Annotated in this window: 15 protein-coding genes and 2 tRNA genes; 7 read left to right on the top strand and 10 right to left on the bottom strand. The window is 41.9% G+C overall.

Annotation, left to right across the window (positions count from 1 at the left end):
* Positions 1–11 precede the first annotated feature (11 nt).
* Both F0251_RS06790 and F0251_RS06785 read right to left on the bottom strand, forming a co-directional pair.
* Positions 12–437: a prepilin peptidase gene (locus F0251_RS06790; protein WP_171730632.1), complete on the bottom strand. Its 426-nt coding sequence runs from the start codon at positions 435–437 to the stop codon at positions 12–14.
* Between the two features lie 149 nt (positions 438–586).
* Positions 587–793, bottom strand: a complete 207-nt coding sequence (locus F0251_RS06785; protein ID WP_061031451.1) for a Flp family type IVb pilin — start codon at positions 791–793, stop codon at positions 587–589.
* Positions 794–1,209: 416 nt separating this feature from the next.
* On the opposite strand from F0251_RS06785, the gene F0251_RS06780 reads away from it, so the two are divergent.
* Entirely contained in the window at positions 1,210–2,103 is an 894-nt protein-coding gene (locus F0251_RS06780; RefSeq protein ID WP_116870458.1) for a LysR family transcriptional regulator, read from the top strand.
* 597 nt (positions 2,104–2,700) lie between these two features.
* On the opposite strand, the gene F0251_RS06775 is transcribed toward F0251_RS06780, so the two are convergent.
* The 3 genes from F0251_RS06775 to F0251_RS06765 all read right to left on the bottom strand — a co-directional run bounded on the left by F0251_RS06775 (position 2,701) and on the right by F0251_RS06765 (position 3,761).
* Positions 2,701–2,777, bottom strand: a tRNA-Val gene (locus tag F0251_RS06775).
* Between the two features lie 77 nt (positions 2,778–2,854).
* A tRNA-Val gene (locus tag F0251_RS06770) sits at positions 2,855–2,931 on the bottom strand.
* Between the two features lie 167 nt (positions 2,932–3,098).
* Positions 3,099–3,761, bottom strand: a complete 663-nt coding sequence (locus F0251_RS06765; protein WP_061031453.1) for a DUF2726 domain-containing protein — start codon at positions 3,759–3,761, stop codon at positions 3,099–3,101.
* 283 nt (positions 3,762–4,044) lie between these two features.
* On the opposite strand from F0251_RS06765, the gene F0251_RS06760 reads away from it, so the two are divergent.
* Complete coding sequence (locus F0251_RS06760; RefSeq protein ID WP_171730631.1) at positions 4,045–4,230, top strand: hypothetical protein; 186 nt, start codon at positions 4,045–4,047, stop codon at positions 4,228–4,230.
* Positions 4,231–4,561: 331 nt separating this feature from the next.
* Entirely contained in the window at positions 4,562–5,035 is a 474-nt protein-coding gene (locus F0251_RS06755) for a TetR family transcriptional regulator (RefSeq protein WP_116870457.1), read from the top strand.
* 11 nt (positions 5,036–5,046) lie between these two features.
* Here the strand turns inward: F0251_RS06755 and F0251_RS06750 are convergent, their stop codons facing one another.
* The gene (locus tag F0251_RS06750; protein WP_171730630.1) at positions 5,047–7,017 is read right to left on the bottom strand and encodes a GGDEF domain-containing protein; all 1,971 of its coding nucleotides are present in this window, start codon (positions 7,015–7,017) and stop codon (positions 5,047–5,049) included.
* 280 nt (positions 7,018–7,297) lie between these two features.
* Between F0251_RS06750 and F0251_RS06745 the strand changes: the two genes are divergently transcribed.
* Entirely contained in the window at positions 7,298–8,404 is a 1,107-nt protein-coding gene (locus tag F0251_RS06745; protein WP_116870455.1) for a M20/M25/M40 family metallo-hydrolase, read from the top strand.
* A gap of 105 nt (positions 8,405–8,509) precedes the next feature.
* On the opposite strand, the gene F0251_RS06740 is transcribed toward F0251_RS06745, so the two are convergent.
* Positions 8,510–8,932, bottom strand: coding sequence for a DUF3859 domain-containing protein (locus tag F0251_RS06740; protein ID WP_105057028.1), 423 nt, complete (start codon positions 8,930–8,932; stop codon positions 8,510–8,512).
* 78 nt (positions 8,933–9,010) lie between these two features.
* On the bottom strand, positions 9,011–9,379 hold the full coding sequence (locus F0251_RS06735) for an AAA family ATPase (RefSeq protein ID WP_171730629.1): 369 nt from the start codon (positions 9,377–9,379) through the stop codon (positions 9,011–9,013).
* 265 nt (positions 9,380–9,644) lie between these two features.
* On the opposite strand from F0251_RS06735, the gene metA reads away from it, so the two are divergent.
* Entirely contained in the window at positions 9,645–10,586 is a 942-nt protein-coding gene (gene metA / locus F0251_RS06730; protein WP_061031457.1) for a homoserine O-succinyltransferase, read from the top strand.
* A gap of 181 nt (positions 10,587–10,767) precedes the next feature.
* Entirely contained in the window at positions 10,768–11,508 is a 741-nt protein-coding gene (pilW, locus tag F0251_RS06725) for a type IV pilus biogenesis/stability protein PilW (protein ID WP_061031458.1), read from the top strand.
* A gap of 96 nt (positions 11,509–11,604) precedes the next feature.
* Here the strand turns inward: pilW and rlmF are convergent, their stop codons facing one another.
* Together rlmF and F0251_RS06715 are read right to left on the bottom strand one after the other, a co-directional pair.
* The gene (gene rlmF, locus F0251_RS06720; protein ID WP_105057026.1) at positions 11,605–12,852 is read right to left on the bottom strand and encodes a 23S rRNA (adenine(1618)-N(6))-methyltransferase RlmF; all 1,248 of its coding nucleotides are present in this window, start codon (positions 12,850–12,852) and stop codon (positions 11,605–11,607) included.
* A gap of 4 nt (positions 12,853–12,856) precedes the next feature.
* Complete coding sequence (locus F0251_RS06715; RefSeq protein ID WP_105057025.1) at positions 12,857–13,354, bottom strand: M48 family metallopeptidase; 498 nt, start codon at positions 13,352–13,354, stop codon at positions 12,857–12,859.
* 153 nt (positions 13,355–13,507) lie between these two features.
* Between F0251_RS06715 and F0251_RS06710 the strand changes: the two genes are divergently transcribed.
* Positions 13,508–13,744, top strand: coding sequence for a glutaredoxin family protein (locus tag F0251_RS06710; RefSeq protein ID WP_004741645.1), 237 nt, complete (start codon positions 13,508–13,510; stop codon positions 13,742–13,744).
* The last annotated feature ends 462 nt before the right edge of the window (positions 13,745–14,206 follow it).

The following is a 14,206-nucleotide window of genomic DNA, read 5'->3' as shown; positions in this document are numbered from 1 at the left end:
TATTTTGAGGATTATATATATGGCGTAGATTGAGTTAAAATTGCTAAGTAAAAGCCGATGCTAATAGCGATCCCATATGGAATACCCTCTTGAAAACCAACTTTATTTCTTATTAACCTTTTACCCACTAGATAAGAGATAGCTAAAATACCACCAGAAAAAGCCGTCAGAATAAACGCCAATAATAAGTCATTAACAGGGATGGTAAGCGACAAAATAACGACGTATTTAATATCACCCGCCCCAATCCAAATCAGTTTATAAAGAATAAGTCCGATACCTAACATCAGTAAAAAACTCATAATTTGAATATCTAGCGGAAATAAAAAACACTGCAAGAAGAGTAATAGGCACAAGGCGTAATTTTGTATCTTACGATAGAGAAAATCAGTGGCCGACACGTATAAACTCAATACTGCCAAAGTCACTAAATACAATTCATGACTAAAAATAGGGAATACCGCCTAAACTTGGTGAGAATTAATCTTATTTAACATCATAAATTAACTAAGCCAGACCGATGCAAAACATAGGTCTGGCACAAATATCTTTCGATATCATCTACACTAGCCAATAAGGCTTAATGTTAGCTGCTCGCAGTATCAATAGCGGTAGCAACTTGCTCGAATGCACCTTCAAGCTTGCCAATGAAACCGTCTGCACCCACTGCTGTCGTTACTAATACAGCCATTGCCACAGCAATTAGACCATATTCAATCGCAGTTACGCCGCGCTCATCGTTCTTGAATTGAGATAAAAACATGGTTGTTTTCACGTATAGCTTAGTAATCATTATTTATTCCTATAAGGGCTGTTGAAAATTCGTCGCCATTATAATTAGCAGGTCAAAGGTAAGGAAAATAACCCCTATCGACTTTATCAATAAGAAGAACAAAAAATGATCAAAATAAAATACTCTACTACACCAACTATGAAAACAAATCCATATGTAACAACAAGTTACATATGAAATCAGTTCCAAAGATCAATATTTAATTTATTTTATAAACTTGAAAAAGTAAGACTCAGCTCAATATTTTTAGTTATATCGGTCTTATATAACCCTTAGATATAAACAACTTAATAATTTATCAGGCATTATTATTCATTATAAAAATTGTTGAAATACGAAGATCATCACGCTATTGTTCTTCGAATCAGAAAACCATAAAAATTATAATTTCTTTGTGTCAAAAGGTTAGTGGAATCATGAAACTACATTTCGAAAATATTGTTTCGTTCATAGCAGTAGTTGAAGAAGGTTCATTTAGCTCTGCTGCTCGCAAACTTGGAAAATCACAATCGACAGTTAGTACAGCTGTACAAAATCTAGAGTCAGATTTAGGTTTCAATGTATTTAATAGAGAACACTCTAAAGTTTGGTTAACAGAAAAAGGAGAACGCCTCTTCCAATTATCTTTACCTGTGGTGTCGAAATATCGGGACTTGGTGACCGTTGCTCAACAAATGAATATTTCAGACCAAATCGTTTACCGAGTAGGTATCGATCCATTGGTGTTTGATAAAAATGTAAAGAGGACATTACTGGCATTTTCAGAAGCATTCCCAAACGTGGACTTATTGGTCGTCACCAAACCCAGTTTCGTTTTAGGTAACTATATCAATGAAGGTAAGATAGATTTAGCGCTAGGTAACCCCTACCACAAGACAAGTTATGACTTCAACGTAGAGGAGTTATTTCACGTTAACTGCTGGTGGGTGGCTCATAAAGATTTGGGGCCTATAAAGTCTCACGCTCCATCTCAGCGAGTGCTATTAATGGATGGATGTGAAGAACTGCTTAACTTATCGACTATTGCAGCATATAACCTTTGGCGGCTAGATGATTTAGATACCATCATCGATTTATGTAAGGCTCAAAAAGGCATTGCTTTTTTACCCAGTTTTTTAATCGATAGTCATGTAAAAGATGACAAACTTAAGGTTATTACCGACCACCCTGATTTTTTTGGTAAACGAGTTATTGCTTCCCTTTTCTGGCAAATACATTCTGACTTTAGCTTGTTTAACCAATGGATCAAAAAAGAGCTCAAATCCAGCACTCACTACCAACAAACATTTATTGCGGATTTAGCTCAATAACGCTCTCTTAAATACTGATAGTCATATCTGGTGAGTAGAGCGCCCTTGGCGAAATACTTAACATTCGCATAGTTCTTGATATAGAACCGAAATAAACCATAGAAAATAAATATAAATTGAAATCCCACATTTTTTTATTGTATAGCTCATTACGTATAAACTAACTTTGTTTATTACCTTTCATTGCTTCGGCTTGATCGATATAAACAGCTTAATCACGTTTAATAATCTCCAATGTTTATAAGTAATTTTTGGGGTATTAAAACGTGGATAGCGTTAGATAACACGTATTCAACACGTAGGTAATGAGCTCACTATGGCTTATTTATGCGAGAAGTTAGCAGGTTAAAACTAAGTTGAGGCGCTTAGCGATGCTAAACCACAGAGAAGCGTTCTCGCCACGTTGACGCCCGCTGGCACTTGAGGGTGTGACTTACAGACTTGAAGCAACAGATGTGGCATTAAAGCAAATCTAAGAACTGTTGATGTAGGTAAGACGAGCGTTAAGTAGAACTAGGCCTGGGTAAATTGGCGAATTTCAGACACAAAAAAGCCCACACTAGGTGGGCTTTTTTGCTTGTTCCTAAGAACGAATAATGGTGCGTCCGAGTGAACTCGAATCACCGACCCCCGCCATGTCAAGGCGGTACTCTAACCAACTGAGCTACGGACGCACAATGTTCTTAATCTTCTTTATGACGATTGTGACTAAATCAAAAGCCGCTACTTTGACAAAAAGTAACAGAAGGAATGGTGGGTCCGGGCGAACTCGAATCGCCGACCCCTACCATGTCAAGGTAGTACTCTAACCAACTGAGCTACGGACCCATTCCTTAAGAACGAGGAAGATATTAACGACTGATGTATTGTGGCGCAAGTGGAAATTGCACTTGAATCAACCGTTTGCTCTTATTCGCATCAATACGTTGATTTTTTAGACGTGAAACAGAAATAAACTTGAGTTAGGTCACACTGAGCCTGTGCCCTACTCTTTGTTATTCCTCTTCTACATCGAACACAACATTGTAGTTTTCGGTATAAGTACAGTTCGGTTGACGGCTACAAGTGAAGAAACGTCGTCCTTTGTAGTCACCTTGGCTAGCCAGCTTTATGATCATCGGGCTGCCACACTTCTTACAGAATCGAACCTCCTTGGCAGGTTCGATAAGATCGATATGTGTCGCGAGCAGTCTCTTCAAACGGCTCACTTGGTAACTGTGTTTTACTGAAGCGCCAATGAGTGGCAAACCAGCAGACTTACACACATGGATAAGCAGCTTCTCTCGGTCCACTTTGCCTTTATTTAGCTCTTTACCATTATCAAGCTCGATGATCACGCGTGGTTCTAGCGTTCGTGGGTCACAGACCACAAAATCAAAATAGCTACGAGAGATCTTGTTATTCGCGATAAACCAATTCTTCTTGGTGTTCGTTTTCGCAGGCGCCAACACATTCGACATGTTCACTTTGGCAAACACGACACCGTGAGTGCCAACCGCCGTGGTCAGCGCATTATAAAACGCGGCTTGTTGCATGTTGAGCAACGCCCCTCTCTTTTGATACGCGTGGTCTTTGGTGTCGTCATGTTTAAATACGTACTTCTGGATGAAGTAAAAGAAGACAACAAGCACTACTACAACGATAAATATATTGGTCATTTCTAAGTACAGTTAAGGGAATACGGAGATATAGAGAGTTTGTAGCGTAAGTAGAAAACAACAAACAGGCAAGAAAAACAGAATCAGTTGTTAATGGTAATCACGTGCTTTTAATGATCTCAGCTAGCTAAGTGCTTGATTGTAAATTTTAGTGGCTCGACACAGCTCAACAATTTGAATATTCTTCTACGATTCAAGCCCTGAATTGATCTAGATCAATTCCCAGCGTTTTGTGATCAATTAGCCTAAAAAACGTTAGCCAAATGTTAATAAGGAAATTGATATGGAACTCAAACAAGACCCAAGATGTTATACCGACGTATGTGTAGATGGTAAATGGTTCCACTATGATCACTGTGGGACTCAAGCCTATATGCTCAAAGGTGGATCTTCAGCAGTAATCGAACTTGCTAAAGAGCCAAGCACTGAAGGCGAGCTGGTTGAGATGCTACAAGGTATAGCGAAGTAATCCACCCACCCAGTTACATAGCTAAAGACGCTAATCGCCCCACACCTCTCTTTCACATTTTTGTATCAGCGATAGCAACACTTAAAGCCATTCTATCTAATCAAGATCAGAGTGGCTTTTGTTTATCTTGCGTTTACTGACTACCCGGCCATTTTGTAAAAGCCAACAGGTTATACCAAACTTAATCGCCCTGAAGGCTATAAATATAAAATTACGAGATAAGTGCAAAATTTAAATCTAAGTTTTCCACTATTGAGCAGTTCAATATATAGAATGATATTTCATATATAGGTATGCTTTACTCTGATTTCCAGTTAAAGGCTCTCATAGAATGGCTAAGCGCAGTAAGGTCGACACCTGTCGAACTATCCAACTCATCCTCGATACCAGCTGTCACCAATTACTCACAGTCGGATATCAAAATATGTCTTATACCACGCTCAGCCAAGCGACGCAGATATCCAGAACAGGGATTAGCCACCACTTCCCCAAGAAGACTGACTTTCTGATCGCCCTGGAAGGACGATTCTTAAAACTCTTGATTGATCGTTTAGTGATAAATGAAGGAAGCGAAGCATTGGAACGTTCATGGCAGAGAGCACTTCTGAACAGTGAGTTTACCGCGATTCTCAAATTGGTATTTCACCACTCGGTTATCCGTTCTGAACATTGCTCTTTCTCTCAACGCTTGATGGATAACCTCGTTAAGGTGGTTACTTCTCACGTAGGAACACAAGCGAACAAGCAAGTCGAGCGTTTATTGGGCGTTAGCCTTGTACATATTGCCATACATGATAGGACATAGAGAAAAGCCCATTACTTCGCACTTGCTACACAAACCACTCTGTTTCGACCAGATTCTTTTGCTTGGTACAGCGCATCATCGGCGACTTTAAGGTGCTTTTTATAGGTATCGCGATTGAGCTGATCATTCGCAATACTCACCGAAGCGCCAATTGAAGTCGTGATGTCTAAAGGCCCCGACGGCGTATCGATCGGGGTTTGTGCAATCGCCAAGCGGATGATGTCTAACTGCTGCTGTGGGGCCAGAGAGCCAGAAAGCAACAACACAAACTCTTCTCCTCCCCAACGAGCAACCACATCATTTGAGAATAGGTGTTGTTGGATGCGTCTCGCCACTTCCACCAGCACTTGGTCACCGACATCATGTCCATGAGTGTCGTTCACTTGCTTAAAATAGTCTAAGTCCAAGATAGCTAAGCTGGTGCCAAATGAGTTACCGTTAAATGGCGTAGAGCTCGTCAGCAGCTTTTCTAAATAGCGTCTGTTGTACAAACCTGTGAGTTCACACGTGGTAGATTGAGCCAGCAGCGCATCGTTTGTTCTTTGGATTGTTCTCAATCTCACCATCAATAAAACCGCACTGATACCCACCATGATACCTAGCGCCACTACAATACGATTTCTTAATTGCTGTTTTTCGAGCAATAGCTTGTTGAGGTCTTTCTCGGTATTAAGTAATTCATTCTCTTGAGCAAGCGACGTGGTTGCATAATCTTGTTCTAAAAGGAAAATGTCACTCTGTCGTTTGTCAAAGAGCAGCGCTTTATTACCGTGGTAATACTGTTTGAAGTAATCCAACGCAGTTTCTAAATCGCCCTTGGATTCGTAGTATTCTCCAAGCGTTTTAAGCGCAAGAACTTTCCAACTTCGACTGCCGACTACCTCAAACATGGCGAAAGCACGTTCTAGATCACCCAGTATCACTTCATCTTGGTTAAGACCTATCTTCGCCAAGGCGCGATTCAGATAACACTGTCCGTTTTGTAGTGTGTATTTTTCGATGCCCGTTGAATCAAGGCACAGATTGGTCACCGATAACGCTGCGTTAAAGTTTTCTTCCGCAAGTAACACGTCACTGTACGCTCTTAGCAAGAGGATTTTATATCGATTGCTCACTTTATCGCTGTTGAGCGCTTCTGCCTTTTCATAAGCAATACGACCGTTGATTAAATCACCACTACTTAAGTAACTGAACGATTCGTTGATATAAAGGATGCCAATAGCTTCATCTTCAAATAGACCACTGTCAAAATAGAGCTTTTTGGCTTTTTCTAGAATGCCTAGTGCTTTCGGCCAATCTTCTAAGTAGATGTAAAGCAAAGCCATATTCGACATGAGCTTGCTGTTATAAATATGCTTTGGGTACTTCTTCCCTAGTTGTAACCCTTTATGGAAGAAATACTGCGCATCTTGAAGGTCATTACGCACATTATTAATTGCACCCGCCGTGTTGTAAGCTTTGACCAATAGCTCATCGTAACGAATCGACTCTGCAATCCCGATAGCGGAACGAATCTGAATTTCAGATGCTGCAAGGTCGCCCTCTTTAAGATATTCAATTGCAGATTCAACCAATGACTGCGATTTCAACCACAACATACCTTCTTGTTCAGCAAGGTTGTTGATCTCGTCTAAATATCCCATCACCGCTTTAGTGTCTTGCTGATGTTGCGCCACGTTCGTCAATATCATAAGACGGTACGCTTTGTAGATGGCCAAGTCTCTTGTTGGATGCAGCCGAGGTAGTTGAGCCAGCGCTTTATCAGCGAATAGGGGATCGCTTCGAGACAAATCGAGAATATGAATTAGCTTTTTTCCATATTCTGTTTTAGAAAGTTCTTTTTCTGGGGTGTAAACAGCGGGTTCGTTGACTTGAGTGTTATTCAAATCCACATCGTTGATTGGATACAGCAGAAAGAAGCCTAGAACAGCACTCATTGTAACAACAAGCAGGAATGACCCTAATACATTGTTTTTATTCATTTATAAGTGCCATTATCAGTCGCATAGTTCTCTTACTATTTGCGCAGTTTTCTTAGTTTCTGCATAGTTAATTCCGGTTCGCAGTATACCCGAGCAATATACAGATTAAAATGTTGTCAACTTATAGAACTGGATCTTGTTTTTCTCATAATCTGAAATAATCAGGCGGTTTTCTTGATTTAACTCAGGCAATCATCCTACAAAAAGGCGTTATAGTGATTTTCCTGTTCCTATAGCCGTGACTTCTAAGGAAAGAGCGGAAACATAATGAGAATTAACAATGACCCAAATTAATGAACAACGTCTAGTCGACCATTTCTGTGATCTTGTGAAAATCGATAGTGAATCACGCAACGAAAAGGCAATTGCAGAAGCACTCGCTGAGCAGTTAGGCGAACTAGGGTTTGACGTTCACAAACTGGCAGTTCCTGAAGAAGTATCCAATGGCTTCAACATTTACGCGCGTTTAGACGGCACCCTACCGGGTAGCACGGTATTCAGCTGCCACATGGACACAGTAACACCGGGTATCGGCATTGAGCCAATCATAGAAGATGGCATCATCCGTTCAAAGGGCAACACGATCCTTGGCGGAGACGACAAGTCTGGCATTGCGGCTATCATGGAAGCCGTTCGCTGCATTCAAGCTGAAGGTCAGGCACACAAAACAATTGAAATTGCATTCACAGTGTTCGAAGAAGGCGGTTTATTCGGTTCTTTGAACTTCGATATGTCTTACATTCAATCTGAGCACGCTATCGTTCTTGATACAGGCGGCCCAATTGGCACTATCGTAAACGCAGCACCAGGCCAACAAAAGATCGTTGCTACGATCAAAGGTCGCCCTGCTCACGCTGGTCTAGCACCAGAAGAAGGCATCAGTGCAATTCAAGTAGCAGCAGACGCAATCACTAAGATGAACCTACTTCGCATCGATGAAGAAACAACTGCGAACGTGGGCATTGTTGAAGGTGGTCAAGCGACTAACATCGTAATGCCAGAACTAAAAGTGGTTGCGGAAGCGCGCTCTCTTAACGGCGAAAAGCTAACTGCTCAAGTTGAACACATGATCTCGACATTCGAAGAAAGCGCGAAGCAATTCGGTGCTGAGGTAGAAATCGAATCAACTCGTGCTTACGATGCGTTCGTTATTGCAGACGATCATCCGCACATTCTTTCTATCAAATCAGCGTTTGAGAAGCTAGGTGTAACTGCAAACACTAAACGCACTGGCGGCGGTAGCGATGCAAACAACTTCAATGCGAAAGGTCTAACTACGGTTAACCTATCTACTGGTATGGCGAAAGTACACACCACAGAAGAGTACATTGCAGTGAAAGACATGGTTGCTATCACTGAGTTTGTTGTGGCTTACGTAACACAATAATCTTACTTCTAAGCTAGATAAAGAATGTCACCTAGCTAATGTCAAAAAGCCGAGTTCTATAAGACTCGGCTTTTTTGTAGTTCAAATTTGTCTAGAAGTTCGAGGCTAGAACCCCCTGCGCTTCCAGAACTGGCCTTCGTCTTTTGCTACTAGGTCGAATGTCTTGTCTGCGATGATGTTGCCTTTGAGTTCGACCGTCATGCGCCATTTACCAATCTTGTTTGAGACTGGCGCCCAAATGGTGTCGCCTAGGTAGAAATCCCAATCGTTATTGCCGACGTACTCTTCACCATCGAACGGCTCAAGCACTTCGCCTTTGTCAGTTGTGATATCCGGGTGATAAATGCAGTAACGGATTTTTTCGCCTTTGGCTTTTTTGATATTCAAGATATAGCCAAACTCGACGTCGATTTCAGCGTCAACGGTGGTGGTAAACTCTTGTATTTTAGGTAGGTCTTTAGACTTAGAATCCCACGTGGTGTAAATACCGTAAGAAGTCATCTCTACGACGACAGAGCGTTTTGCCATTTCAATCGTTACCTTGGAATTGTTTTGTTAGTTTAATACGAGGGGTTACCCAGTCTATAGAGTGACATCAGAGTAGAGCTACTCTTGCCAATCTCTCGCCATGCGCTTGAGCACTGATGGTTCAATGTCGTGAATAGTGCCGTAGTTCTCTCGGCAAACTTCAATCACTAAATCCGCCTTGTATTTAAGCGCGAGTTGGCGATAAGCCTTCATTTCCCAGTGCTTGATGAAGGTATTCGATACAACGACATCTTTCCCTTTCTTAAGGCTATTTTCAGCGGTGTTTTGGCACCACTCATGGGCCTGTTGTAGCTGTTTGGGGTCAAAACAGTACTCACCTTGCTCATTAACAAAATACATATCAGCTTCGACATGCAAGGCGTCATAAGTTTTTGCTTTTGTTGACTTACCCGAACCTGGCAGCCCTCGAATGAGTATTAACTTCATTGATGTTTTTCGGCTTAAATCAAAAACATGAGTTTATCGTAAATAGTAGAGTGTTGCTCTTATTACTGCCGATATCAGCAATCAATCACACTTGTACATTGTCTATGCATTGTTAAACAGAGGCAATAACCATAAGGCGACTAAGTGCTCTCTTGATAAAAACACAAATAATTTACAACTATCCATTTTGTATATCGACAAGCGCATCAAACTATTATAGATTTAGAAGTATAGACGTCTACATATCTAGCTTAGGGAGAAAGCTGTGCCTATTCGCATTCCAGACCAATTGCCAGCGAGCGATGTTCTTCGTGAAGAAAACATCTTTGTTATGCCGCTATCAAGAGCATCGACACAGGAAATCCGTCCACTTCGAGTCTTGATCCTCAACCTAATGCCGAAGAAGATTGAAACCGAGACTCAATTCTTACGCCTACTATCCAATAGCCCGTTGCAAGTGGATGTTGAGCTGCTTCGAATCGATGATCGTCCAAGTAAAAATACACCGACCGAGCACTTGGATAACTTTTACCGTCAATTTGAGATGGTCAAAAACCGTAACTTTGATGGACTGATCATCACTGGTGCGCCACTGGGCTTGGTTCAGTTTGAAGATGTTATCTACTGGGACCACCTAAAAACCATCATGGAGTGGGCTAACAAGCACGTTACCTCGACTCTCTATGTGTGCTGGGCTGCTCAAGCGGGCCTGAAACTGCTGTATGACTTACCGAAGCGTACTCGTAAAGAGAAGCTGTCTGGCGTTTACAACCACGAGATTCACAACCCTTACCACCCTATTCTTCGTGGTTTTGATGACACCTTCTTAGCGCCACACTCTCGTTATGCGGATTTCTCGCCAGAGTATCTAGCAGAGCATACCGACCTTGATGTACTTGCAACTTCAGATGTCGCTGGTGTGTATCTAGCATCAACCAAAGACAAGCGAAACGTATTTGTGACTGGTCACCCTGAATACGATGCACATACACTTCACAATGAATACATCCGTGATTTAGGTGAAGGCATGGAGCCAGTCATCCCTATCAACTACTACCCGAACAATAACCCAGACAACAAACCGGTCGCGAGCTGGCGCAGCCACGGTCACTTACTGTTCTCAAACTGGCTAAACTACTGCGTTTACCAACAAACGCCTTACGATTTGGATCACTTCAGCGAAGAGAACTTCACCAAAGACGATTAACTATTCGCTATTTAGTCAGTAAAAGAAAGCTGCGTACAATAAACTGTTGATTCGTTTAACGATGAAAACAAGCCAGTTGTACGCAGTTTTTTTATGGAGAGTGGGTCGCATTCCACCATAGATTTACCACCTTATGTTTATCAATCTCATATGATTGTCTGGTGTTCATAAGGAGCTTCACATGCCTGCCAAGTCATTGTTTTCAAATCCCCTATTCTCAGCTCTGATTGCATCTCTCTCATTGGTTGGCTGTGTCTCTGTAACAGAGGGACCACCGAAAATAGAAAGCGACCCGATTGCGATGTCGGAATCTCGCATTGAATTAGGTTTGGGTTACATGGGTCAAGGCAATATGGTCAGGGCTCGTGAAAACCTAGAGCTTGCTATCAAACACGCGCCAAGCTACTACCGCGCTCGACTCTCTATGGCACATTATTATGAACAAGTGGGCGAAGTAGACGAAGCAAGATCAACCTACCGAAAAGCGCTGAGCCTCGATTCGAGAAACGGGAATGTATTGAATAACTACGGTACGTTTTTGTGTAAACAAGGCGAGTATGAGCAGGCAGATAAGTACTTTAACCGTGCCATCGATCAGCCCTATTATTATCTAGTATCTGCCAGCTATGAGAATGCGGGGTTTTGTGCTTTTAAGGCAGGTAATACAGAACAAGCCAAGTACTACTTTACCCGCGCCATTGACCATGACCCGAACCGGGTAAAGTCGATATTGCAGCTATCCAAGATCGAAGTGAGTGAAGCCGATTACAACGACGCTAGGCTTCGCCTGTTCAAGTTCCACCAACGATATGGCTATCAAGTTCCATCGCTTCAAATATTAATCGACCTCGAGCAGAAAGCAGGAAACCACGCGCTTGAGAAGAAGTACCAAAGTAAATTGGATGAATTGCTCTCTGCTTAGGCACTCAAAAATATAAAACGGGCTTGTTGAATGAACAACAAGCCCGTTTTTATTTAAGAAAGTTAACGTGACTCTCTAACTTTGAAGTGTGAACCGTTATTTAAGCGCGATCCACTCTTGTCTTTGCGCGTCGTCCATAAAGGTCCATGCTACAAAGCGGCTCACTTTCTGGCCTTGAGACATCTCAACCACTTTCACTTGTTTCGCTCTCAGCTTGCCTAGCTCAGAACGAATCATATCGACGTTGTCTTTCTTCGAAATCAGCGTTGTGAACCACAGCACTTGCGTTGCAAACAATTGGCTCTCTCTTGCCATTTTCATGATGAATGCCGCTTCACCACCTGGACACCATAACTCTGCTTTTTGGCCACCAAAATTTAAGGTTGGCTTATTTTGCTTAGCTTTTTTCGATTCAGGTTTGAACGTTTGGCCTGCTTTCTTAGCTCGATTTGCCGCTAGGTTGTCTAATTTACGCTGTGATCCCTTTTCAGCTTCTTCTAGAGAGCTATGGAATGGAGGGTTACAAATAGTGACATCGTAACGCTCATTATCCTTGATCACACCCTTAAAGATAGATTCAGAGTCCGCTTGCAAACGTGCTTTGATCTTACCTTTTAAATTAACGTTACTTTCAGCAATGAAATTCGCAGCTTTCACTGACACAGGGTCAACATCGCTACCCGTGCAACGCCATTTGTATTCCGTGGTACCGATAATTGGGTAGATGCAGTTAGCACCAACACCGATGTCTAGCGCTTTCACTGACTGATGGTTGTAAGCTTCACCTTGACCATCGCTATTAAGGATGTCTGCCACTCTGTGGATGTAATCTGCTCGACCAGGAATTGGCGGACATAAATAACCAGCAGGAATATCCCAGTGCTTAACACCATAGTGATGCGCCAGTAGCGCCTTATTGAGTAGTTTAACCGCTAGTGGATCAGAGAAATTGATCGTGTCTTCGCCTACTGGATTCTTAACTAAGTGTGATTTTAGCTCTGGTAAAGCAGCGACCAATAAATCAAAGTCGTAACGTCCTGAATGTTGGTTTCTTGGGTGTAAACCCGCAGCTGGCTTTACGGTATTCTTATTGCGTGATGCACCACCAGTGCGCTTCGATCCAGCTGGCTTTTGAGAGCCGCTCGATCTTTTGGGTGCGTTCTTATTAGAAGTGCCTTTTTTAAAAGGAGCTTTGCCCTTCCCGCCTTTATTGTTGCTTGGTTTCGCAGAAGCTCGCTTAGCTTTGTTCTGTCCAGTCGCTTTTGAATCCGCACTGTTACGGTTTTTATCAGAAGCACTGTTTTTTGATAGGCTTAGCGTGGTTCTTTTTTGTGATTGGCTCATTGGGCTACTTCTTTAAATCTAAATAAATCATGAACAAACGGGCATCCAACTCTAATTGATGATATTCCGGTTCCATGTGACAGCATAGTTGGTAAAAGGCTTTGTCGTGGTCTTTCTCTTTGATGTGCGCCAGTTCATGTACCACCAGCATTCTCAACAAAGGCTCAGGGGCATTACGAAATATACTGGCGATACGAATCTCATTCTTCGATTTGATCTTGCCACCGTGGTTCTTGGCGACATAAGAGTGCAAACCTAATGCATTGTTGATTAGGTGAATCTTGCCATCATAAATCACTTTACTAATGGGTGGTGTTTTCTTCATATAGCGATTTTTAATCTCAATCGCATAATCAAACAGGGCTTTCTCGCTTTTTATTTCATGATTCTTGGGGTAACGAGCTTCAAACCACGGCACCAATTTACCTGACTCAACAAGCTGAGTAACAGGATCGATAATGTGTTTAGGATAGCCTTGAATGTAGCGTAATGAAGGATGCATGCTGAAAGACCGTACAAGTTGCGTCACATCAAAACGTTGTGACGTCGAAAATTGAGCCGCATAGTGTAACTGATCACACTTTTCTAATCACCTAGGATTCGTTACACTTTAACGAGATTCACCAAGAGCTAGACTCAAAAAGAGACTGTAAAGATGAAACGTGTTGTATTGTACGTGGCAGACAAATGCCCGCACTGTAAAGATGCCCAAAGATATTTGGACTCTAAGAAGATTGTTTACCGCTTAACGAATGCGAAGATGCAACGCGGCCGTAAAGAATTACAAGCGATGGGCGCTCGCTCTATCCCAGTGCTTAAAATCGGTGACCAAATTATGGTCGGATGGAACCAAAAGAACTTCGATAAGATGTATAACTCAAAAAACACTTAACACTATTTAAGTTGCTATACCTCTTTACAACAAAGCCCGAATATCTCACCTAAGATATTCGGGCTTTGTGTTATCAGTATCGGAAACCAAGGTCTACCTTTCCCTTTTCGCCACTATCCTTTTACCTTCAGAACGCCACTACAAGACGCGCATCTGTATTTCTCTTTTATACCGAGAACTTTGTCGACTGATGTTCTGCGAACTCTAATGAGCCTTCGTTCTTTACACTTACATTTCATGGAGCTAGGGTTGCCTAATTGATTAATTTAAAGGCAGATAATATCTCCCAGTCACCACTTGTTAACCATATTGTAGGGCACACATTTTTCACAGAATAATATAATCGACGAATTAATTTTCAAACGGGCTCATTACTCTTATCTCAATACCTAGCCCTTTATTTTAAAGACAGTATCGCACTTGCTGCATTTATATCGACCCTTGATTCCTAACACTCGGTCG

The organism is Vibrio sp. 070316B, assembly GCF_013114115.1.
GTDB classification, from domain to species: domain Bacteria; phylum Pseudomonadota; class Gammaproteobacteria; order Enterobacterales; family Vibrionaceae; genus Vibrio; species Vibrio chagasii_B.
Note: the sequence above shows the minus strand (reverse complement) of the source record. Positions and strands in the feature narration are given on the sequence as shown.

Excerpts from the sequence above, each read along its gene's own strand:
- F0251_RS06785 (WP_061031451.1), bottom strand. The coding sequence starts at position 793 with ATGATTACTAAGCTATACGTGAAAACAACCATGTTTTTATCTCAATTC.
- F0251_RS06780 (WP_116870458.1), top strand. The coding sequence starts at position 1,210 with ATGAAACTACATTTCGAAAATATTGTTTCGTTCATAGCAGTAGTTGAA.
- F0251_RS06765 (WP_061031453.1), bottom strand. The coding sequence starts at position 3,761 with ATGACCAATATATTTATCGTTGTAGTAGTGCTTGTTGTCTTCTTTTAC.
- F0251_RS06760 (WP_171730631.1), top strand. The coding sequence starts at position 4,045 with ATGGAACTCAAACAAGACCCAAGATGTTATACCGACGTATGTGTAGAT.
- F0251_RS06755 (WP_116870457.1), top strand. The coding sequence starts at position 4,562 with ATGGCTAAGCGCAGTAAGGTCGACACCTGTCGAACTATCCAACTCATC.
- F0251_RS06750 (WP_171730630.1), bottom strand. The coding sequence starts at position 7,017 with ATGAATAAAAACAATGTATTAGGGTCATTCCTGCTTGTTGTTACAATG.
- F0251_RS06745 (WP_116870455.1), top strand. The coding sequence starts at position 7,298 with ATGACCCAAATTAATGAACAACGTCTAGTCGACCATTTCTGTGATCTT.
- F0251_RS06740 (WP_105057028.1), bottom strand. The coding sequence starts at position 8,932 with ATGGCAAAACGCTCTGTCGTCGTAGAGATGACTTCTTACGGTATTTAC.
- F0251_RS06735 (WP_171730629.1), bottom strand. The coding sequence starts at position 9,379 with ATGAAGTTAATACTCATTCGAGGGCTGCCAGGTTCGGGTAAGTCAACA.
- pilW (WP_061031458.1), top strand. The coding sequence starts at position 10,768 with ATGCCTGCCAAGTCATTGTTTTCAAATCCCCTATTCTCAGCTCTGATT.
- rlmF (WP_105057026.1), bottom strand. The coding sequence starts at position 12,852 with ATGAGCCAATCACAAAAAAGAACCACGCTAAGCCTATCAAAAAACAGT.
- F0251_RS06715 (WP_105057025.1), bottom strand. The coding sequence starts at position 13,354 with ATGCATCCTTCATTACGCTACATTCAAGGCTATCCTAAACACATTATC.
- F0251_RS06710 (WP_004741645.1), top strand. The coding sequence starts at position 13,508 with ATGAAACGTGTTGTATTGTACGTGGCAGACAAATGCCCGCACTGTAAA.